The organism is Oceanobacillus locisalsi (assembly GCF_042675985.1).
Lineage (GTDB): Bacteria > Bacillota > Bacilli > Bacillales > Amphibacillaceae > Oceanobacillus > Oceanobacillus locisalsi.
In genome coordinates this window covers 109,271-129,984 of sequence record NZ_JBHTKK010000006.1, presented here as the reverse complement: position 1 = coordinate 129,984, position 20,714 = coordinate 109,271, and the positions used below count along the sequence as shown (strand labels likewise).

Sequence of the window (20,714 nt, the reverse complement as noted above, 5' to 3'; positions counted from 1 at the left end):
TCTACAAATGCAGTGTTCTCAACTAATATATTCTTCGGTATAAAGTCGGTGTAGACACATTACTATTAATTTTGTATTCAGTGAAAATAGGTCCATTAAAAAATATATGAAATTATGTGGAGAAGAAATATGAAGATATTAATAATTATGAAGCCATAGAAGCGATGTGTTTAATCAGACAAAATTACTTTGGTATAAGATAAGAAGAAAATAAGCAGAATCATTTTCTTTCTCGCTGATTCTTTGTACACTTAACATATATCGTAATCAGGTGTATGGATGACAGTTTAAGAACAGTTGCTGCACAGGGAGGAATTCATTTGAAGAAAATAACATCTAGTGTTGTTCAATTTCGTGGAACGCATTATGCATTTGGCTATCATCAAGGTATGTTATTAAAACATCATATCTTATTGAAGAATCGTGAAAATCAATGGAAGGTAAGAACGCCTTTATTTTCGATTGATATCCAAGAAACAAAAAGAATTTTTCAAGAAATCGCACCGGCAATTTGGGAAGAATTAGAAGGCTTTGCAGAAGCGCTTGAGTGGCCAATGAAAAGAGTTTTGCTTGAATTTGGAGGATATCGGGTTAAATTGAACCGTTCCGGATGCTCCATTTTAACAGGCAAGGATTATTTAATTCGTAATTATGATTATCATCCTAAAACGTATGATGGCATTTTTTCGGTGTTTCAACCTGCAGATTCAGGCTATGCAGTGATTGGTGTTACGCAGAAAGTAACGGGAAGATGTGACGGAATGAACGAACATGGTTTGACAATGGGGTATACTTTTATGCATCGCAAACGGCCCAGAGATGGTTTTGTCTGCCATATGATTGGCAGAATTGTTTTAGAAACATGTGCCAATATAGAAGAAGCCGTTTCGTTGCTAAAGCAAATCCCGCATCGTGGTTCATTTAGTTATGTATTATTTGATAAAAATCATACGGAAGCAACGATTGTAGAAGCTTCGCCGAGAAATGTCGAGGTCAGAAAAGGAACTGCATGTACCAATCATTTTCAAGTAATGAAAGAGGAAAACCGCAATTATTTGAAGGATTCGGAAAGACGTTTAGACATGATGGAAAACCATTCTTCAAATTTACTAAATAAAGAAGAGGCCTTTCAGCTGTTAAATGGTACAGAGAATGGCGTGTTTTCTAAGCTATACGGACAATGGGCAGGGACGATACATACTTCTGCATATTTTCCATCCACATTAGAAGCATGGCTTGCTCTTGGCGGCGATCAGCAGCCTGTAACATTTGATTTTGCTTCATGGCTGAAAGGGAATGATTTTCCCATTTCTGAAATGACAGGGATGATAGACACAGCTATCCCATTTGTACATATGGAAAAGGCGGATTGGTTTAAAGAAAAATCTAAAAAGTAAGCAATTTTGTCGAATAAATAAAATAAGAAGGGACGTCATGTTAGCCATAACATCTTATTTTTATTTAAATAGCAACATTAAACCTAGTTGACAACTAAGATTAATATGCTTTATGATTAAATAATATTTCAGAAATAGAATGAAAGTTTCAATAAAAAGGATAAACGGAGGGTTTTGAAATGGGGAATACAAAAGATAACGTCATTGATTCTATTCATGCGCAGTTGGAACAGTCCTTTGAAGAAGTACAAGGATGGAGAAGATACATGCACCAGAATCCGGAATTATCTTTCCAAGAAGTACATACAGCAGCATATATTGAAGAAAAATTAAAAAGCTTTGGACTGGATGTGCAGAAAAATATTGGAGGCAATGGCCTTATAAGTGTTTTAGAAGGCAGTGAACCCGGTAAAAAAATAGCATTACGTGCGGATTTTGATGCATTGCCAATAGAAGATGAAAAGGAAACACCTTATAAATCTACGAATCCGGGAGTCATGCATGCTTGCGGTCATGATGGACATACAGCTGCTCTGCTCGGGGTGGCAAAAGTACTCAGTCAATATACAGAAAAACTAAAAGGAAGCATCGTTTTTGTCTTCCAACCGGCAGAAGAAACACCGCCTGGAGGAGCAAAATTTATGATTGAAGAAGGCATCTTGGATGATGTGGATTATGTATTTGGCGCGCATCTAGCTTCCGACATTCCGCTTGGAAAAGCAGCAGTCGGAGAGGGACGCCGGATGGCTGCAGTGGATAAGTTTGCCATCGATATTAAAGGCCAAGGCGGCCATGGTGCTCGTCCGCATGAATCGAAGGATTCCCTTGTCATTGGAACCAGTGTAGTAGAGGCATTGCAGAAAATTGTAAGCCGTCAAATTGATCCTTTGCAATCAGCAGTTGTCACGATCGGTGTTTTTCATGCTGGAAATGCATTTAATGTGATACCGGATACAGTACGAATTGAAGGAACAGTCCGAACTTTTGAGCCTGAGGTACGGGATAAAGTAGAAAACGAGATTCGTTCGATTCTGGATGGTATTACAGCAGCTTTCCATGCAACGTATGAATTAGACTTTTTAAGAGGATATCCAGCATTGTTTAATCATAAAGCAGAAACAGACGTTGCCAGCGACTTATTTGAGGACACATTTGGCAAAGAGAATGTTGTAGAATTAGCTACGGTAATGGGAGCAGAAGACTTTTCTTATTTTCTGGAAGAAAAACCGGGAACCTATTTCCGGATCGGTTCAAGAAATGAAGATGAAGCTACGCATTACCCGCATCATCATCCGCGGTTCGATATTGATGAACGTGCTTTAGTAAATATAGAAAAGGCATTTGCATCTATCATTCACCATTACTTATTTTAAGGTAAGGGAAAGGTTTGGGAGAGAAAATATTTCTTTCAAAAAGGGATATATACAGAGGAGTATTAGCTTTATAGTTTTGGTATCAAGGCTAGCTGCTTTTGAGAACCAGAGTTAGAAAGGAACTTACGAATGAATAGACCAAAAATTTCACAAATGGAAGCTTATATGATTGAAACATTGCGTACGAATAACGTAACAAATGAGGAAATGATTCAGGATGTAAAAGAAAAAGATGTGTCAAAATGGCAGAAATTAAACGAAAAATTTGATTTTGAACAGTTAATCGTTTTGGCGGAGAAGGGTTTTTCGTCTTTTGAACAAGCGATTAATGAAGGTTATACGGTTAAATTTGTGACAGTTAACGGATTGGATAGATTATTGAGATTGAAGTTTGGGAAAGAACCTGAAAAGGATTATCAGAGGCTGCAAACAGGAGTTTTGGGTTTGAATATAGACACTTCTTCTTTGGAAGAGTTAAAGCATATGCTTTCTTTGAATTGGAAAGTAGAGGAAGATAAGAGCGGAGTTTCTGTATTGTTGAAAGGGCAGGGGGATTTTGATTAACATTTAAATTGAAATGGAAGTATTGTATCTTCCTATAAATGTTCATCTACAAGCCATGAATATTGTATCTGAAATGGTTTTGGAATGTATAAAAATTATGAAGGTCGACACCGCAAGTAAGGGTGACGACCTTTCTTAATGATTCTTATTCATTATTCAATCTATCTACGCTTTTCTAATCTTTAAGCATTCAACCCTTCCTCTCCAACTTTCTTTTTCTTATTTGCAATCAATGTAATCGAAAAAGAAAGCACAAAGGAAGCAAGCATAGCAATAATAAAGCCTACAGGATGGTCGGATAAAAATGGGGTAGTGAATGTTGGAACGTAGGCAGTTCCACGCACATCAAACAGACCAACCAGTGCACCTCCGACACCGGCAGATAGAATCGCACCGGCGAATACCATTTTATTAGAGAACATAAATGGATAGGCTGCTTCTACAAATGTTCCAAATCCCATATTAATCAAGAATCCTGGAGTTGCAGCAGCTGCTTCTCCTTTCTCCCTTGGGGCAACGATGTTTGCTAAGTTAATTCCAGCAGACACCATAACTAATCCAACCATATCAATAGCTCCTAAGAAACTTACTCCTGTTTGTTCCATTTCCAATAATACGATTGGCAGAATAGCGGCATGGTATATCCCACCTAAAATGGCCGGCCAAATGAGCAGGCCTCCAAGCAATCCTGCCAGAATAGGGCTGAATGAAATAGCAGCTTCAATGGCATTTTTTATTCCATCTCCGATTAACAATGCGATGGGTGCGAATAAAAAGTAGACTAATAGACCTGCAAGTAAACCGGCCAGACCACCTGTGACGATATTTACAGTGGTCATTGGGAATTTCCAATGAACACATTTTTGAAAGAAATAATGTACGAAAACTCCGGCTAAAATACCGCCGATGAGACCGCCGATAATGCCCCCATCGACGGATAATACGCCGGCTATAACCCCAGCCACAATGGAGACCTCGTCTAAATTTGATATTTGTTTTGCGGCAATCGTTGCGATAATAATTGGTAGTGCCCCAATCATGATATCAAAAATATCTTCCAGGCCGCTGAGTATCGGAATTTTGCTTAGTGCAAGAACGAGTGCCATTGCGATAAATCCTGGTAACGCAGAAACCATGATGCCGCGAATATGAATGTTTTTCCAAATGCTTCCACTGATTTCAGTATCGTTTTTATTAGCTGTTCCAATGATTGGCTTATATTTCATATCCCAATACTTTGCAAGGGAGGTAATGAATGAGATTGCTCGTGTTCGATTGGTTGTCCCAGTTGTTCCTGATTGAGCAATAATGTTCGCACCTTTTGCGCCAATGGTTGCCATCGAGGTTCCGCCTGTGCCAACAATAGGAATATTCCTTTCAGCGGCTGCGTCAATGACCAGTTGATTTGCACCCTTTGCTTCAGCGCTCATGACAATTAATCCATCGATTGTTTGATTACGTATAAGCGCAGCTATCTGTTCGTCTGTCTGTTTTGCTTGTTCATTTATTTTTTCTAATGTATTGGTAGCGGATTGCGTGATTTCTCCTTCTTCATCCATTGTAAAGAGGCTTGTTTTTGAATCTGCTTTTGCCTGATCCATGGAAACCTCCGTAGCGATAAATTGAATGGCAGCTATATGAAAATTCGCAGCATGGCATTGATTTTTAATCTCATCTAACAGTTTCCTTGGATTTTTCCCTCCTAAATTAAACAGATTGCCGCCTGAGCTACCTATGATAGCAATATTTTTCAAGATAATTCCTCCAGGTAGATAGTTTCAATACGTTAAGTATTTAATGTATTAACATTTTATCATACTAAAGTGTTAAAGTCTTTCAAAATTATAAATAAAATAAAAGAATGGGTTTTGGTTCCTTTTTGAATCTGCAATGAACCACGAATCTGTTCTTATTTTACTTTAGATATCCCTTTTGATATAATCATCCATTATTGAAGTAATAAAGGAGAGATAAGGTTGGGTTGGGTAGAAAATATCAATTGGGAACAATTTCTTCTAAATACCGGAATGACTATCTTAAAACTGGTTGTCACCTTGCTTGTTTTTTGGATTGTCCGCGCGGTTGGAAAGAAGTTTATTAAGAATACTTTTACAAAAGTGCAGGTTAAACGAAAAATGTCTGCCGGCAGAACGAAAACGTTACAGTCTTTAGCAATCAGCGTGTATTCCTATGTTCTATTTTTCATTACGCTGGTCATTATTCTAGGGATATTTAATATTAATGCTGCTGGACTGATTGCAGGAGCTGGGATTGTAGGGCTCGCGATTGGTTTTGGTGCACAAGGTATCGTCAGCGATGTTGTTACGGGCTTTTTCCTGCTCTTGGAAAAACAAGTGGATGTCGGTGATTATGTGACGGTTGCCGGATTTGATGGTGTCGTAGAGGATGTCGGTTTGCGTACAATGCAAATCCGCAGTTTTGATGGGACATTAAATTATGTGCCGAACAGGGAAATCGGTTCTTTAAGCAACCATTCCCGCGGAAGTATGGAGGCGTTAGTAGACATTGCTATCCCATATTCGGATAATATTGACGAAGCGGTGAATACCATTCAAGCAGCGTGTGATGCTGTTAAGGAAGAAAATCCGAAAATCGTGGAAGGTCCGGATGTACTGGGTGTACAAACGTTTGCTTCAACGGAAATTACTTTACGCGTTATCGCTAAAACAGAAGCGATGGGACAATGGAAAGTAGAACGCGACTTGCGAAAAGCAATTAAAGAAGCACTGGATGCGAAACAGGAGAATGACGAGAATACGTATGCTGAAAGATCGCAGGAATAGTGTTTGACAAAAAGGTGTCCAATGATAATTTCATTAGCGTGTCTATGTGTCTATAAGAGGGTTATCAATTGCGATAGCCTTTTTTATTTTTCCTTATGAATGATTTGTTGGGTGATTCGGGGGATTTTAACGGACGTCCTTCATAATAAATGGATGTAAAAAAAAGGGTTCAATAATGACGCATATGGGTATAGAAAAGAAGGACAGGAAGTCTCTTTTGCTTCGATTCTTTGTAAAAGATCTTTTCGTGTGAAATTTACAATGAACGTATATTTTCTTTACATTTCCGCCCATATACTCGTGCATATCCTGTATAATGACAGAGAGATAAACCAGTAAATTAGTCTTAAGAATGAATACCGTTTTGATAAGGATTATTGATTACATCGTAACTAATTTGCCATACAAATAGCAGGAGTGATTTGGTGAGAAATATTTTTCGAAAAGAAGAAATGGAAACAAATTTATTAGAAAAAAGCAAAGAAGAAACGGTCGTTTTGGAAAACTTGCGACAAACCGATGTAGCGCTGCAGCTGCAAATATCAAAAATAACGAAACAAGATTTGGCCGTTGCCAAGTTATTGAAGCCGATCATTAAAGATAATATCAACCTTATTATCGATGCTTTTTATGATAATCTGGCTCTTTCCTCTAAATTAATGGGAATTATTGAAAATAACAGTTCCATTCACCGTTTAAAACAAACATTGAAAACACATATTATTGAAATGTTTTCAGGAGAAATCAATCAAGGATTTATTGAAAAACGTCGGAGGATTGCCAGCGTACATGTACATATTGGTCTGGAGCCTAAATGGTATATTGCTTCCTTTCAAGAGCTTTTCTTTCAAATATCCAGGCTGTTATCTGATACATATCAGGACAGAGAAAATTTTTTAAATGCTGTCCAAGTCATCAATAAGCTATTGAGTTTTGAACAACAGATTGTTTTAGAAGCGTATGAAGCGGATATTGATGAAACAAGAAATGAGATGGATGAAAAAAACAGAAACCTGATTATTTCCATGCAGGAAACCGCAGAACGGTTAAATGCCTTATCCGCGGAAACAAATCAGTCTGTAGCCAAAATGGTGGAGCAGGCAGAGCGCATTCGTCACATTTCCAAACAAGGAGAAGAAGTGGCTGCGACGACAAGCGCTTCGGCACAGCAGGGAGTGGAACAGACGCAGCGTACAAACGAAGGCATGTCCCATCTGGATAATCATATGACACGTGTTATGGAGAGGCTGGAACAGCTAACCAGCAGTGCAGAGGAAATAAAATCGGTTATTTCCATTGTAGAATCGATAGCAGGACAGACGAATTTATTAGCTTTAAATGCGTCTATTGAAGCAGCCAGAGTCGGAGAACAGGGGAAAGGCTTTGCCGTGGTAGCAGATGAAGTAAGAAAACTTGCCGAGCAATCTCAAAAAGCGGTGGCAGAGGTGAGCAATCTGATTCTGGAGACAAATGAACAGGTTTCAAACAGCCATGAAGCTATCAAAGAAACACAAGAAGAAGTTAAAACAGTGCGTGAACAAACAGCAGGTACAGAAGCTATTTTAAGCCGTGTCTCTGAATCCATGGCACTTATTGCAGAGAACAGCAGCAACATTCAGCAATCCCTGGAAGAAAATCAGCAGAGTATTCATGACATAGAATCTTCCATGCGGGATATTGAGAACTATTCTCTGGAATTTCATACGATAGACAAATAGACGGAACTTACCGCAATTAAAAACATAATGGAATGAGGCGCAGGAAATGAGACAATCCTATTTTTATTTGAAACTGGAGACACATGAACTTCCAATGGCTTATAAAAAGGAGAAACGCCGTGTGCGGGTGCTATTGCCAAAGGATTATGAAGAAGAAAATCGCCATTATCCCGTTGTTTATATGCATGATGGGCAGAATGTATTTTACAGCAGTGAAGCCTTCAGTGGGTGCTCCTGGAAGGTTATTCCTGCCATCAAGCGAAATCCAGATCTTCCCAAGATGATTATTGTGGGAATCGACAATGGAGAACAAGAGCGGATCAACGAATATACACCCTGGAAAATTACAGAAAGCCCGCTGCCCGAAGATATTGAGCTGGGCGGGAGAGGTACGGAATTTGCGGAATTTATAATGAAGGTCGTGAAGCCATTTATTGATGAAAATTATCGGACGAAATCAGATAAATATCATACCGCGATGATTGGCAGTTCCTTAGGCGGCAATATTTCAGCATTTATGGGGATTGAATACAAAAACCAAATTGGCTGCTTAGGGATCTTCTCACTTGCAAATTGGATTACAAACCAAGCGTTTGACCATTATCTAGACAGGGAGACGTTAGATCCGGAACAACGAGTCTATATCCAAGTCGGAACAGAAGAAGGGGACGATACGGACCGGAAATTAATGTATGGAAATATGAAGCAGGCATATATCGATTGTTCCTTGAAGTATTATAAGCAGTTGATCAAAGGACAGGTCCCCATTGAACAAATTGATTTAAATATTTTTTCGGACGAGGAACATAATGAAGTTTACTGGTCCAAACATCTTCCGGAATGTTTGCGTTTTTTAAGCGCCAATTGGTCATGAAAAAGTATGTGTTGCAGATGGAAAGAAGTATTTCGCAGGAGTAGGTGAAAATAGAGCTGGCATTTTCGCCGGCTTTATTGTGTTGGTTTCGTTCTGGCAGATGTTTCTTTTCAAAAGAGAAAGGCGTATATTTTGAATAAATGCCTTGCATTTTTGGTAACTTTCAAAAAATAAGATTGATTTTAATAGAGATAAATGGTATTTTAACAGCAACATAATGATTTTTGCCCAGGTCAGGAAAGGAGTTTTAAGATGAATTATATTCTAATTTCACCATATTATCCTAAAAATTTTCAAAATTTTGCGCATCGTTTGAAAGATGCAGGTGTTTATGTTTTCGGGATTGGGGAAGAACCTTATGAGCAATTGGGTTCGACATTACAAACATCTTTAAGCGAATATTATCGTGTCAAAAGTTTGGAGAATCTGGATGAAGTGAAACGCGCTGTAGCATTTCTATTTTATAAACATGGTCCGATTGACCGGATTGAATCGCATAACGAGTATTGGTTAGAGCTGGATGCACAACTCCGGGAACAATTTCATGTGTATGGGAATAAACCGGCAGATTTGAAAAAGGTGAAATTGAAATCAGAAATGAAAAAACTGTTTCGAAAAGCTGGTGTACCGGTAGTAGAGGGGAGCGTTGTTGAAAATGAACAAGAATTGACGGAGGCTGTAGCACAATTAGGGCTTCCAGTGATTGCAAAACCAGATAATGGTGTGGGTTCTGCCGCAACGTTTAAATTGAGTTCAGAGGAAGATGTACGTCAATTTGAGGCAGAATGGGCGGAAAAAACTGCGTATTTTTTGGAACCTTATATCGAAGGAGGCAAGCTTTGTACCTTTGATGGCTTGACGGATCAGGAAGGGAATATTGTTTTTCAGACAAGCTTCACATATAATGTGCCGACATTGGAGCTTGTTCAAGGCCAGCTGGATTTATTCTATGTTATCCAAAAAGAAATTGAACCTAAGCTGGAAGCTTATGGAAAAGCTATCGTGAAAACGTTTGGTATGAAGGAGCGATTTTTCCATATTGAATTTTTCCAATTGGAAACGGGAGATTATGTCGCGCTGGAATATAATAATCGTCTGGCTGGAGGTTATACGATTGATATGTATAATTACGCTTATTCGACAGACTTATTTGCGCAATATGCAACACTTGTGACTGGAGGGAAGTTTCAGGAGCCGAAAGTGCCTAATCAGTTCTGTATTGGTGTGACACAGCGAGATGCGTACCAATATCAAAATGATACCAAGGCTATTCGTGACCGGTTTGGTGATAAAGTGAAATTTGCTGAGCGTATGCCGGAAGCATTTGCCCATTTGCAGGGAAATCAATTTTACGCGATTAATGCAGAGACAGAAGAAGAAGTGAATCAGATTACCCGTTTTGTACATGAACGAAAAAAATAGAGACAGGAGACGTCTATCATGCATATGGAACAATTAAGCCATTGGAGCGGAGAATTAGGAAGGGAGATGCCGCTAAACAGATATGGACATAGCGGCATGCCGATTGTTGTTTTTCCCTCATCCGGCGGATCGCATTTTGAATACTACGATTTTGGAATGATTGACGCCTGTCAGGAGTTGATAGAAGCAGGTAAAGTACAGTTTTTTGCATTAGCCAGTATAGACGGTGAAAGCTGGCTGCATGAATCCAAGCCGGCGCACGACCGCGCGTTGGCACATGAGGCATATGATCGTTATGTGATTGGAGAAGCCATTCCTTTTATCAAACATCAGACAAATTGGTTTAATCCGATGATGACAACCGGCTGCAGCATGGGGGCTTATCATGCGCTGAATTTTTTCTTGAGACATCCGGATGTTTTTCAGACAACCGTTGCACTCAGCGGCGTGTATGATGCACGTTTCTTTTTTGGGGATTACGGAGATGATCCGCTGGTATATGAAAATTCTCCAAGTGATTATATCTGGAACCAGAATGATGGCTGGTTTATAGACCGTTACCGATCTGCAAATACCATTATCTGTACTGGGCTTGGTGACTGGGAACAGGACGGATTGCCTTCTTTCTACACTTTGAAAAAAGCATTTGCAGAGAAACAGATCCCTGCCTGGTTTGATGAATGGGGCGAAGATGTTTCCCATGACTGGGCCTGGTGGCGGAAGCAGATGCCTTATTATCTGAAAAAACTATTTTCCTGAAAGAGGAACACCAGTATAATTAGAGTACTGGTGTTTTTCAGTGGTGGCAGGGATACGGTTTCTGTTCAGAAAATAGAAAGATAAAGAGGTTAGAAAATGAAGCGAATGACGAAATTAAAGAACAGGATAAAGAGAAGCATGATTGTGATCGCCCTGCTGCTGGCAATACTGTCCATAATGCTGAAAGTGTACTTGGATACCAACATATTTAAATTAAATAAAGAGCAGTTTACCAGTACAAAGCTGGAAGCAAGTTCTGAACTGACGATATTGCAGATAACCGATGTACATAGCCGTTCATTTGGAGAAGGAAATTCAGAAGTACTGGAAAAAGTGAAGGAACTTGAAGCCGATATCATTGTACTGACAGGTGATTTAATTGACCGGAAAACAAAAGATTTAGACATCGCCCTGCATCTGGCCGAAGAATTAGTGGAAATTAATCCGGATACGTATTTTGTGACAGGAAATCATGAGCATGAAAATCCCGGAAAGGATGTATTTTTAACAGAGTTAGAGAATAGAGGCGTGCATCTTCTGCGTAATGAAAGTACGCAGGTAGAAAAAGACGGGCAACTGTTTAATCTGGTCGGTGTGAATGACGTATCAACATCGCATGAATCCATGTCTTTGGCATTTGCTGAGGCAGATCCGCAGAATTATACTATTTTACTTTCTCATGCGCCATCCGTCGTTCAAAAATATCCGGATGTGAAAGCAGATCTCGTATTGAGCGGACATACGCACGGCGGACAAGTGAGAATGCCGTTTATTGGAGCATTGATTGCCCCTGATGAAGGACTATTTCCCGAATTACAAGAAGGCGTATATCCATTAGGAGCTGAGCGTTATTTGTATATTGATAGCGGGCTTGGCACGAGCGGTCTGCCAGTAAGGTTTTTGAATCAGAGTCAGGTAAGCTTGATTACGATTCAGGGGGAAGGATAGGAAAAGCAAGTAGCACCTAGTTGGGAAGAGGGGCTGTTGCTTGTTTTTTGATTAAAAACCTCCCAGTTAAATTCCATCCCTCAAAATGATATAATTCGAATAGAAAGTAGCTAGAGTTTACATAAAGGGAGATTGTTAAAGGAGGATTTTTAATATGGATCATCTGCAAAATACAAAAACATTTAAAAGTGTCGACGAAAGAAGAAATGATTTAATTGAAGCTTATCCGGTTTGGAATAGAGATACGATTGCCTCTCATTTTCAAACAAGTGTGAATGCATATGCAAATCAGGCTTTTATGCATATTGACGGGAAAACTTATACATATCAAGATGTATGGAACCAGGCTGTACAAATCGCAAAAGCTTTTATCTATAGCGGCGTAAAAAGACGGGAGCATGTTGCTGTTCTAATGGATAATGATGCGACTTACCCGTCTTTGATGATTGCGTCATCCATGGTAGGAGCTGTGTTTATTCCTTTGAATTCGATGCTTTCAAAAGAAGAATTAAAATATATTTTAAAACAATCAGATACGAATTATCTTCTTGTACATGACTTCGTTAAGGGGAAAAAACATGCGCAGACTGTATCGGAGTTATTGCAGGAGAAAGATTTTCAAGAGGAGGCTTCGCTGGAAAAAGTCATTTGTATGCAAACAGAAGAAAATACAGCTATTCCCTCTGCTTTTATATCATGGGAAGATTTTTTGCAAGGCGCTGATAAGGTGTCGGAAGCGGAATGGATGAACCGCTGGGAGGCATCCCGCTATGCAGACGAGGTAGCGATTATTATGTATACTTCCGGTTCTACAGGAAGTCCTAAAGGTGTGATGCTTACCCATGATATGCTGCTGCGCTGTGCGTATAGTACGTGCTATAGCCGTGCGATTGAAAAGGGGCGGGTCACATTTGCTCCTTTACCGTTTTATCATTGCTTTGCCATTGTAGAAGCGATACTTGCAATGTCTTTTGTCGGCGGATCATTTATTTCTGCGCTTGGCGCTTCTCCATTAAAATCGTTGGAATTAATGGAAACGTATCATGCGAATGATTATTTATGCGTTCCATCTACCCTTGTTCCGCTATTAAATCATCCGCAAGTGACTGCGTTCGATTTATCTGCTTTATTTGCAATGTGGTGCGGAGCTGCGCCTGCTCCAGTACCAGTGTGGAAAAAGGCGATGGAAACCCTTGGTCTGACAGAAATCGTTACTGGTTATGGACAGACAGAGGTAGCTTCTTCGGGTGTTACAACGGAAATTGGCGATGATTTAGAAACAATAGCAACCCGGGTTGGCCGTCCCAAATTGGCTGGCACGAGCGGACTTACAGAATTCGCGGGGCATGCGACAGAATATAAAACCGTCGATCCGGAAAATGGACAAACATTAGAAAGCGGAAGTATTGGGGAGCTAACAGTTCGCGGACCATCTGTGACAAGAGGCTATTACAATAAACCAGATGAGACAGCGGAAGCTATTGATAAGGATGGCTGGCTGCGTACAGGCGATGTTGGCAGGGTGGATGAAAACGGCTATGTGCAGCTTCTGGGACGCAGTAAAGAAATGTTCAAAGTTTCTGGTGAATTAGTTGCTCCCAGAGAAGTGGAGACAGTCATTTCTGAACATCCCGCTATAGCTCAAGTAGGCGTCATCGGTGTGTCTGATTCCATGACAACGGAAATTGGTGCAGCTTTTATCGAAGTGCATGAAGGTGAATCCGTCACCAGAAAAGACATTGTTCAATGGTGTGCAGATAAATTAGCACGTTTTAAAATTCCAAGATATGTTTGGGTTATACAGTCGTCCGATTGGCCGCTGACCAGTACAGGAAAAATTCAAAAATTCCGTTTACAGGAAATAGCAGAGGAGAAATTAAAACGTTCCAAAGAATAGAAAAAGCAGAAACAGGAGGAAATGCAAATGACACAACAGTGGCATCAGCACCGAATGCGTGTGCAATACAAAGATACAGACCGGATGGGAGTTGTCCATCACGCAAACTATATTACATGGTTTGAGGTAGCACGGACAGAATGGATGAGGTATTTTGACTTGTCTTATCATGCCATGGAGGAGCAAGGTCTGATGTTGCCGGTACTGGATGTGAATGCCGTGTATAAAAGCTCCGCAAGATTTGATGATCTGGTCGTGTTATTTACACGTATCGAAGCATATTCGCCAATCCGGCTCGTATTTGCATATGAAGCAAGAAGGATTACGGAAGCGGATTGGCAGGGAGATGCTACGATAGATGAACCTTATGGGGAATTATTGACAACAGGAAAAACAACACATATGTGGGTGAATGATGCCTGGAAACCTGTCAAGCTTCGTAAGACGCATCCGGAGCTGTATGAGCGATTGCAACAAATCGCTGAATAAATGACATAAGGAGCAGTGGAAAAATGTATGATGTAATTATTATAGGGGCTGGTTCTATGGGGATGGCTGCTGGTTACTACTTAACAGAAGCGGGGCAGAAAGTTGCCCTGATTGATGCTTTTGATCCACCTCATGAATCAGGTTCCCATCATGGAGGGACAAGACTGATTCGCCATGCTTATGGCGAAGGAGGTAATTATGTCCCTCTGGCCTTACATGCACAAAAATTATGGGAAGTGCTGGATGAGAAAACAGAGGAACGCATATTTGCAAAGACAGGTGTACTTAATTTTGGTCCAAAAGGAAATACGTTTTTAGAAACGGTTGAACAATCGGCAAAAGAATATTATCTGCCTCTGGAAGTCATGACTGCAGAAGAGATTAATGCACGCTGGCCGGGATTTCAATTAGATTCGGAATCAATTGGTTATTTTGAAAAAACCTCTGGCGTTGTGTTCAGTGAAAATGCGGTTCGGACATACCGGGCATTAGCAGAAAAAAATGGAGCAGACCTATATACAAACAGCTATGTCCAAGCGATTGAAACAACAACTGATCGTGTAACTGTGAAATTAGAAAATGGTGAAGTCGCAGGGGAAAAGTTACTCATCACTGCTGGGAAAGGGACAAATCAAGTAACAAAGCTGCTTGATATTACATTGCCGCTGACACCGGTACGTAAGACATTTTCCTGGTTTACAGCAGCCGAAGAAGCGAACTACGAAGAAGGGGCGTTTCCCGGCTGGGGCCATATCGGGGAGGAAAGTACATATTATGGCTTCCCGAGTATTGACGGTACAGGTTTGAAAATTGGCAGACATGACAGCGGACAACCTTTAGTTGATCCGGGAGAGTTGGACCCTTTCGGAGCTTATCCGGAAGATGAACAGGAGACGCTGCATTTTGCGCATGAGCATTTTTCGAAGGATATAGAATTAAAAGAAGGCAGGGTATGTACGTATACTAATACCCCTGATGAGGATTTTATTATTGATTACCTGCCGGGACATGCCAATGTTGTGGTTGCTTGCGGCTTCTCCGGTCATGGTTTTAAATTTGCAAGTGGTATTGGTGACTGTTTGGCAAACATATTAATGGAAAAAGAATCGGCTGTCAGTTTGGGAAGTTTTCGATTAAGCCGATTTGATGAATCATTATAAAAAGGAAGGGTGTGGTTGACACATCCTTCTGCAGCATATAGATAAGAAAGATTTAGAATTATAGAATATAATAAGGGTGTGTTTTAGAAGTCCGTTTACACACCAAGTATAGACATAATTGTTTGATTTTTGGTATTATATAGAAACATCTTTTATTTTATAATAAAAAGAAATGCAATGTGGCTTCTGTTGCTTTTTTCTTTTCAGAAATAACTGATTAAATTATCTGAATTTTATAGATGAGAAGCTGAGAACGAATGGATTTTAGGAGGATTTGAAAGTGAAGACGTTAGAAAGAATCAGTACCTTTGCGGGAAATACTTTTGCCTTTTGGGTTATTTTGTTTGCGATTATCAGTTTCCTGTTTCCGGCCGGTTTTACTTGGATTTCGCCGCATGTAGGTATTTTGCTTGGAATTATTATGTTTGGTATGGGGTTAACCCTTACCCCGAAAGATTTTAAAGATGTATTAAAAACACCGAAAAGTGTACTCATTACGGTTCTTGCACAATATATCGTGATGTCGCTCATAGCATATGGTTTAGCTGTTGCTTTTCAATTGCCGTCTGAGATAGCAGTTGGCGTTATTCTGGTAGGATGTTCGCCGGGCGGAACAGCTTCCAACGTTATTACTTACTTAGCAAAAGGAAATACAGCTTTGTCTGTATCAGCAACAACGGTTTCCACTTTATTAGCACCAGTGTTGACACCGGCATTAACCCTTTTATTAGCGAACCAGTGGATGCCCGTTTCCTTCCAAAATATGTTTATGGAAATATTGCAGGTTGTTCTTATTCCGATTATTTTAGGATTTATCATCCGATTATTATTTAATAAACAAGTTGAAAAAAGTATTCCCGTACTTCCGCTTGTTTCGGTCATAGGTATTGTTGCAGTTGCTACGGCAGTTGTTTCTGTAAATAAAGATGCTGTTGCCACGTCGGGTTTACTAATTTTTGGTGTTGTCGTGTTGCATAATTTATTAGGTTTGTTATTTGGTTTTGTTATTGCCAGACTATGTAAATTAAGTTTCCCGGATCAAAAGGCAGTATCTATCGAAGTTGGTATGCAGAACTCGGGCTTGGCTTCTACATTAGCATTAACATTCTTTACTGCTACGCCAATTGCCGCTGTGCCAAGCGTTATTTTCAGTATATGGCACAATATTTCCGGGCCGGTTCTTGCGACTTTTTGGTCAAAATATGATGAGAAAAACGAAAATACGTAAGGCAAAAGTTTTCAGAGAAAAATTGCCTCAAGAAAAAGCCGTCAATACAATTTTTGACGGCTTTTTCTTTAATTTACAGATTGGTTTAATAGTTGTAAGTCTTGTTTGGATAAGCGTTCTCCATAAAAAGTTACTTTTCCTTCTGAAATGGCTCTTTGTTCAATTTGGCCGTCTGTAAACGCATCGTTCGGAATAATGGAAGGGACAGGAGCGGTTATTTGTTTTCCTTCACTGTCATAAAGCAGGTATCCTTCTTTTTCATCCAAAATAAAAGAATGCACTTTCATATTTGGTGTGATAAGCAATGTTAACCTATCGGTATCATTCCAGATCACTTTCACTACCATTTTATTTTTTCGTTTATTTTCAACAAACGCTTTCCACTCCAAAATAGAGATATTATCTTGCATATTGATACAGACCTCCTGTATATGTGATTCATTCGTCTCACTCAAAATGATTGGTAACTTTTTGAGCATATTGCCACAGGAATAGTTTAACAGATACAGTATATTCTTGCTTAAAAAAACTGCTGTGGGGTATATGTGAGTGAAAAAGGAAGGATTCCTGACGATTGTAGCGTTTAAGGAATGTAAACGAAGGGGGAAGCGTTAAAATCAAAGAATTTGGGTTCATTTTCTGAAATATGGGCGAATAAAGAATTTTGAATAAAAACAGATTTTTGGTATAATTCATTTTAAGTACTTTGTTTTTATCCATATCAACCAAAATAACGATTAGGGGGCAAATGAGGATGGGGAGTAAAAAAAGTTATTGGATTTTGATGCTCGTATTCATTTCATTACTTATTTTAGCAGCATGTGGCGACGAGGGTGATGCTTCTGGCGATGATGGAGAAGCAGAAGCAGAGAATGGGGATTATGATTTGAATGACTCATACACCGTTGTAAGTGATAATTCTTTTGTGCCTTTTGAATTTATGGAAGACGGGGAGTTAGTTGGTTTTGATATTGAATTAATTACAGCGATTGCTGAAGAAGCAGGATTTGAAATTGAAGGAGAAATTCAAACAACGAATTTCGATGGAATTATCCCGGGCTTACAAACAGGCCAATTTGAAATTGCGGTAGCTGGCATAAGTATTACAGAAGAAAGAAAAGGAACTGTTGATTTCAGTGATCCTTATTATGAATCAGGTATTACCATTGCTGTCCCGGAGGATAATGAAGATATTAACAGTTTAGAAGACTTGGAAGGGAAAACGGTTGCAACAAGGTTAGGCTCTACAAGTGCTCAATTTTTGGAGGAAAATCTGGAGGATAAGACCATTGATACTTATGAACAACTAGATCAGGTATATATGTCTGTTGAAAATGGAAGTGCGGATGCAGCGGTGTATGACCTGCCTAACGTAGAATACTATATCGCAACAACTGGTGATGGATTAAAGGCCGTAGGGGAAACTTATCAGGCAGAAGACTACGGTATTGCGATTTCTAAAGGAAATGAAGAGTTAGTAGCTGCGATTAATGATGCTCTGGCTACGCTACATGAAAATGGAACATATGATGAGATTTATGACAAATGGTTTGACGCTTCAGAGTAAAAAAAGGGCAGGTACCTCATAGAACGACGAATTAAAATATGAAGTGCAGTTCATTTGGCAGAGATAAAATAAGGAGCTGGCAATCCGTGCACGGCTCTTTATTTTATTGTTAAGAGAGGTGAGGGGATGTTTGATTTTACGCAGATTGTTGATTTTTTACCGCAACTAGGTAAAGGTTTGTATTATACATTATTAATCTCCGTTATTGGCTTATTAATCGGATTTGCTTTAGGAGCTATATTCGGTTTGGGAAGAATTTCCAATAATAAGTTCTTTTTTATTATTGCGTCCATTTATGTGGAAGTTATCCGAGGAACACCGGTACTTGTGCAAGCCATATGGATTTTCTTTGCATTACCTATTATTACCCAATACAATCTGGATTCCATTACAGCCGGTATTGCCGTTATTGCGATAAACTCGGGAGCATATATTGCAGAGATTGTTCGAGGCGCTGTTGATTCGATTGATAAAGGACAGATGGAGGCAGGGCGTTCTTTAGGATTAAATAAACATCAGGCTATGCGATACATTATTTGGCCACAGGCTTTCAAGCGGATGATTCCGCCTCTTGGAAACCAATTCATTATCAGTATTAAAGACACTTCTTTATTATCCGTTATTTTAGTTCCGGAATTAATGTTCCAAGGCAGATATATTGCTTCCAATTATTTTAATGCAGTGGAAATTTATACAACCGTCGCTCTGTTTTACTTAGTTATTAATTTTAGTCTATCCTTATTGCTGCGGTATATTGAAAGAAGGTTGAATTATTAATGATTACTGTGCAGGATCTACACAAAAGCTTTGGAGAGAATGAAGTTTTAAAAGGAATTCATTGTAAAGTAGAAGAAAAAGAAGTCGTGTGTGTCATTGGCCCGAGCGGATCTGGTAAGAGTACATTTCTGCGGTGTCTGAATTTATTAGAGGACATTACAAGCGGCGATGTAATTGTTGATGGCTATCCCATAAAGGATAAGACGACAGATATTAATATGATACGTACCGAAGTAGGAATGGTATTTCAGCAATTTAACCTGTTTCCGCATAAAACAGTAATCCAAAATGTGATGCTTGCACCTCAAAAGGTTCGTAAGCTTTCCGAAAAAAAAGCAAGACAGCGAGGAGAAGCTTTGTTGGAAAAAGTGGGGCTGGCTGAAAAAGCAGATCAGTATCCATCCCAATTATCAGGAGGACAGCAGCAGCGGGTAGCGATAGCGCGGGCGCTTGCTATGGAGCCGAAGATGATGCTCTTTGATGAACCGACCTCTGCACTCGATCCGGAGCTTGTCGGCGAAGTTTTAGAGGTAATGAAGCAGTTAGCCAAAGAAGGAATGACGATGGTTGTTGTGACACATGAAATGGGATTTGCCCGTGAAGTGGCAGATAGGGTACTCTTTATGGATGAGGGCGTTATTATGGAAGAAAATACCCCAGACGTCATCTTCAGTAACCCTGCTTCTGAACGAACAAAAGACTTTTTAAATAAAGTTTTATAGTTACATGCAGTTCAAGTAGAAAGCAGATTGATAATGGTGTTAAGAATCTAATAACCTGCTTTCTATTTATTTTTAAAAAACATATACTGGTATTATGGAAGCGGGTGATTATTGGCAGGAAAGAAGGGTAATAGTTTTGGAAAGATTGTTTCGATGGCTATTATTTTTTGGAGGCGTATTTGTTTTTAGCGGCGGTATTGCGCTGGCAGTGAACATGCAGCATTTAGGCATCCACCCGTGGGATGTGTTAAATGTAGCTATGTTTGACATGGTTGGCTTCACGGTAGGGACTTGGAATATTATTATTTCCTTTCTGTTAATTTGTATTTGTTTCTTTTTAGACCGGAGTTATATTAAAGCAGGCACTTTTCTAAACGCATTATTAGTCGGATTATTTGTTGATTTTTATCACTGGACCGGTTTGCTTCCGACAGCAACAGACACGTGGCTGGATATCCTGTTTATATTGATTGGCATTTGTTTGATGGGTTTTGGCGGAGGCGTGTATAACGCAGCAGGTATTGGGTCTGGACCGCGTGATGGCTTTATGCTCTCGCTTGCAGATAAATTTGGAGCGCCGATCGGCAGAGTAAGGATTATCACGGAGTCCAGCGTGTTGGTGCTGGGATTGCTGATTGGTGGACCCGTTTTTCTATTTACATTTGTTTTTACGGTTATTCAAAGTCCGATATTCCAAGTGACGTATGTAAAGGTTGGAAAAATGGTATTGAAAAAAACGTATAAGCAAAACCAAAATCAAAAGGAACGCAATACACAGGCTTCCTCATAATAACCGATAGAAATGGACCGTTTCACTGAATAACAGATGAAACGGTCCATTTTAATAAAGCTAGATCAGTTGATCAAATAAAGCTGCTATACTTTCTTGATTTCCATCAAAGCCTTGCAGCCATAACCATGTAAAAAAGCCTGTCAAGATAATGAGAAGAATAATTATGATTACAACATAAGACCCTTTCAAATGGTACACCTCTTTTCATTGTTGACAATATCT

Annotated in this window: 20 protein-coding genes and 1 pseudogene; 18 read left to right on the top strand and 3 right to left on the bottom strand. The window is 39.5% G+C overall.

Features of this window, described 5'->3' with window-relative positions:
• The first annotated feature begins 320 nt into the window (after positions 1-320).
• The 3 genes from ACFQ19_RS07435 (at position 321) to ACFQ19_RS07425 (ending at position 3,334) form a co-directional block, all read left to right on the top strand.
• Complete coding sequence (locus ACFQ19_RS07435) at positions 321-1,397, top strand: C45 family autoproteolytic acyltransferase/hydolase (RefSeq protein ID WP_379591444.1); 1,077 nt, start codon at positions 321-323, stop codon at positions 1,395-1,397.
• A gap of 179 nt (positions 1,398-1,576) precedes the next feature.
• Complete coding sequence (locus tag ACFQ19_RS07430; RefSeq protein WP_379591443.1) at positions 1,577-2,770, top strand: M20 metallopeptidase family protein; 1,194 nt, start codon at positions 1,577-1,579, stop codon at positions 2,768-2,770.
• A gap of 129 nt (positions 2,771-2,899) precedes the next feature.
• The gene (locus ACFQ19_RS07425; protein ID WP_379591442.1) at positions 2,900-3,334 is read left to right on the top strand and encodes a hypothetical protein; all 435 of its coding nucleotides are present in this window, start codon (positions 2,900-2,902) and stop codon (positions 3,332-3,334) included.
• A gap of 182 nt (positions 3,335-3,516) precedes the next feature.
• On the opposite strand, the gene ACFQ19_RS07420 is transcribed toward ACFQ19_RS07425, so the two are convergent.
• Positions 3,517-5,088 (bottom strand): PTS sugar transporter, encoded by a 1,572-nt coding sequence (locus ACFQ19_RS07420; RefSeq protein WP_379591441.1) that lies wholly within the window; start codon positions 5,086-5,088, stop codon positions 3,517-3,519.
• Positions 5,089-5,361: 273 nt separating this feature from the next.
• On the opposite strand from ACFQ19_RS07420, the gene ACFQ19_RS07415 reads away from it, so the two are divergent.
• From ACFQ19_RS07415 to ACFQ19_RS07370, 11 genes and pseudogenes are all read left to right on the top strand, one after another.
• Positions 5,362-6,138 carry a mechanosensitive ion channel family protein gene (locus ACFQ19_RS07415; protein ID WP_379591475.1) on the top strand — a complete coding sequence of 259 codons (777 nt, stop codon included), beginning with the start codon at positions 5,362-5,364 and terminating at the stop codon, positions 6,136-6,138.
• 452 nt (positions 6,139-6,590) lie between these two features.
• A pseudogene (locus tag ACFQ19_RS20330) lies at positions 6,591-7,097 on the top strand (protoglobin domain-containing protein); the annotation flags it as partial.
• Between the two features lie 33 nt (positions 7,098-7,130).
• Entirely contained in the window at positions 7,131-7,856 is a 726-nt protein-coding gene (locus tag ACFQ19_RS20325) for a methyl-accepting chemotaxis protein (protein WP_449290089.1), read from the top strand.
• A gap of 46 nt (positions 7,857-7,902) precedes the next feature.
• On the top strand, positions 7,903-8,730 hold the full coding sequence (locus ACFQ19_RS07405; RefSeq protein ID WP_379591439.1) for an alpha/beta hydrolase: 828 nt from the start codon (positions 7,903-7,905) through the stop codon (positions 8,728-8,730).
• Between the two features lie 252 nt (positions 8,731-8,982).
• Positions 8,983-10,152: an ATP-grasp domain-containing protein gene (locus ACFQ19_RS07400; RefSeq protein WP_379591438.1), complete on the top strand. Its 1,170-nt coding sequence runs from the start codon at positions 8,983-8,985 to the stop codon at positions 10,150-10,152.
• An 18-nt stretch (positions 10,153-10,170) separates the two neighbouring features.
• Positions 10,171-10,911, top strand: coding sequence for an esterase family protein (locus tag ACFQ19_RS07395; RefSeq protein WP_379591437.1), 741 nt, complete (start codon positions 10,171-10,173; stop codon positions 10,909-10,911).
• 96 nt (positions 10,912-11,007) lie between these two features.
• Entirely contained in the window at positions 11,008-11,859 is an 852-nt protein-coding gene (locus ACFQ19_RS07390; protein ID WP_379591436.1) for a metallophosphoesterase, read from the top strand.
• A 154-nt stretch (positions 11,860-12,013) separates the two neighbouring features.
• On the top strand, positions 12,014-13,756 hold the full coding sequence (locus tag ACFQ19_RS07385) for a class I adenylate-forming enzyme family protein (RefSeq protein WP_379591435.1): 1,743 nt from the start codon (positions 12,014-12,016) through the stop codon (positions 13,754-13,756).
• A 27-nt stretch (positions 13,757-13,783) separates the two neighbouring features.
• Positions 13,784-14,245: an acyl-CoA thioesterase gene (locus ACFQ19_RS07380; RefSeq protein ID WP_379591434.1), complete on the top strand. Its 462-nt coding sequence runs from the start codon at positions 13,784-13,786 to the stop codon at positions 14,243-14,245.
• A 23-nt stretch (positions 14,246-14,268) separates the two neighbouring features.
• Positions 14,269-15,405: an N-methyl-L-tryptophan oxidase gene (gene solA, locus ACFQ19_RS07375; protein WP_379591433.1), complete on the top strand. Its 1,137-nt coding sequence runs from the start codon at positions 14,269-14,271 to the stop codon at positions 15,403-15,405.
• Between the two features lie 280 nt (positions 15,406-15,685).
• Entirely contained in the window at positions 15,686-16,633 is a 948-nt protein-coding gene (locus ACFQ19_RS07370; RefSeq protein ID WP_379591432.1) for a bile acid:sodium symporter family protein, read from the top strand.
• 68 nt (positions 16,634-16,701) lie between these two features.
• Here the strand turns inward: ACFQ19_RS07370 and ACFQ19_RS07365 are convergent, their stop codons facing one another.
• A complete protein-coding gene (locus ACFQ19_RS07365) occupies positions 16,702-17,043 on the bottom strand; it encodes a hypothetical protein (protein ID WP_379591431.1) in 342 nt (113 codons plus the stop codon).
• A gap of 344 nt (positions 17,044-17,387) precedes the next feature.
• Between ACFQ19_RS07365 and ACFQ19_RS07360 the strand changes: the two genes are divergently transcribed.
• From ACFQ19_RS07360 to ACFQ19_RS07345, 4 genes are all read left to right on the top strand, one after another.
• Positions 17,388-18,200, top strand: coding sequence for a transporter substrate-binding domain-containing protein (locus ACFQ19_RS07360; protein ID WP_379591430.1), 813 nt, complete (start codon positions 17,388-17,390; stop codon positions 18,198-18,200).
• A gap of 126 nt (positions 18,201-18,326) precedes the next feature.
• Complete coding sequence (locus ACFQ19_RS07355) at positions 18,327-18,977, top strand: amino acid ABC transporter permease (RefSeq protein WP_379591429.1); 651 nt, start codon at positions 18,327-18,329, stop codon at positions 18,975-18,977.
• Positions 18,977-19,699 (top strand): amino acid ABC transporter ATP-binding protein, encoded by a 723-nt coding sequence (locus ACFQ19_RS07350; RefSeq protein WP_379591428.1) that lies wholly within the window; start codon positions 18,977-18,979, stop codon positions 19,697-19,699. Before ACFQ19_RS07355 ends, ACFQ19_RS07350 begins: the two co-directional genes overlap by 1 nt.
• A gap of 136 nt (positions 19,700-19,835) precedes the next feature.
• Positions 19,836-20,489 carry a YczE/YyaS/YitT family protein gene (locus ACFQ19_RS07345; protein ID WP_379591427.1) on the top strand — a complete coding sequence of 218 codons (654 nt, stop codon included), beginning with the start codon at positions 19,836-19,838 and terminating at the stop codon, positions 20,487-20,489.
• Between the two features lie 60 nt (positions 20,490-20,549).
• Here ACFQ19_RS07345 and ACFQ19_RS07340 read toward each other — a convergent pair whose 3' ends face one another.
• Entirely contained in the window at positions 20,550-20,681 is a 132-nt protein-coding gene (locus ACFQ19_RS07340) for a hypothetical protein (RefSeq protein ID WP_379591426.1), read from the bottom strand.
• Between the last annotated feature and the right edge of the window lie 33 nt (positions 20,682-20,714).

Coding starts and splice junctions, on each gene's coding strand:
- ACFQ19_RS07365 (WP_379591431.1), bottom strand. CDS start 17,043: ATGCAAGATAATATCTCTATTTTGGAGTGGAAAGCGTTTGTTGAAAAT.
- ACFQ19_RS07425 (WP_379591442.1), top strand. CDS start 2,900: ATGAATAGACCAAAAATTTCACAAATGGAAGCTTATATGATTGAAACA.
- ACFQ19_RS20325 (WP_449290089.1), top strand. CDS start 7,131: ATGGATGAAAAAAACAGAAACCTGATTATTTCCATGCAGGAAACCGCA.
- ACFQ19_RS07395 (WP_379591437.1), top strand. CDS start 10,171: ATGCATATGGAACAATTAAGCCATTGGAGCGGAGAATTAGGAAGGGAG.
- ACFQ19_RS07385 (WP_379591435.1), top strand. CDS start 12,014: ATGGATCATCTGCAAAATACAAAAACATTTAAAAGTGTCGACGAAAGA.
- ACFQ19_RS07415 (WP_379591475.1), top strand. CDS start 5,362: ATGACTATCTTAAAACTGGTTGTCACCTTGCTTGTTTTTTGGATTGTC.
- ACFQ19_RS07430 (WP_379591443.1), top strand. CDS start 1,577: ATGGGGAATACAAAAGATAACGTCATTGATTCTATTCATGCGCAGTTG.
- ACFQ19_RS07390 (WP_379591436.1), top strand. CDS start 11,008: ATGAAGCGAATGACGAAATTAAAGAACAGGATAAAGAGAAGCATGATT.
- ACFQ19_RS07360 (WP_379591430.1), top strand. CDS start 17,388: ATGGGGAGTAAAAAAAGTTATTGGATTTTGATGCTCGTATTCATTTCA.
- ACFQ19_RS07405 (WP_379591439.1), top strand. CDS start 7,903: ATGAGACAATCCTATTTTTATTTGAAACTGGAGACACATGAACTTCCA.
- ACFQ19_RS07350 (WP_379591428.1), top strand. CDS start 18,977: ATGATTACTGTGCAGGATCTACACAAAAGCTTTGGAGAGAATGAAGTT.
- ACFQ19_RS07380 (WP_379591434.1), top strand. CDS start 13,784: ATGACACAACAGTGGCATCAGCACCGAATGCGTGTGCAATACAAAGAT.
- ACFQ19_RS07355 (WP_379591429.1), top strand. CDS start 18,327: ATGTTTGATTTTACGCAGATTGTTGATTTTTTACCGCAACTAGGTAAA.
- ACFQ19_RS07400 (WP_379591438.1), top strand. CDS start 8,983: ATGAATTATATTCTAATTTCACCATATTATCCTAAAAATTTTCAAAAT.
- solA (WP_379591433.1), top strand. CDS start 14,269: ATGTATGATGTAATTATTATAGGGGCTGGTTCTATGGGGATGGCTGCT.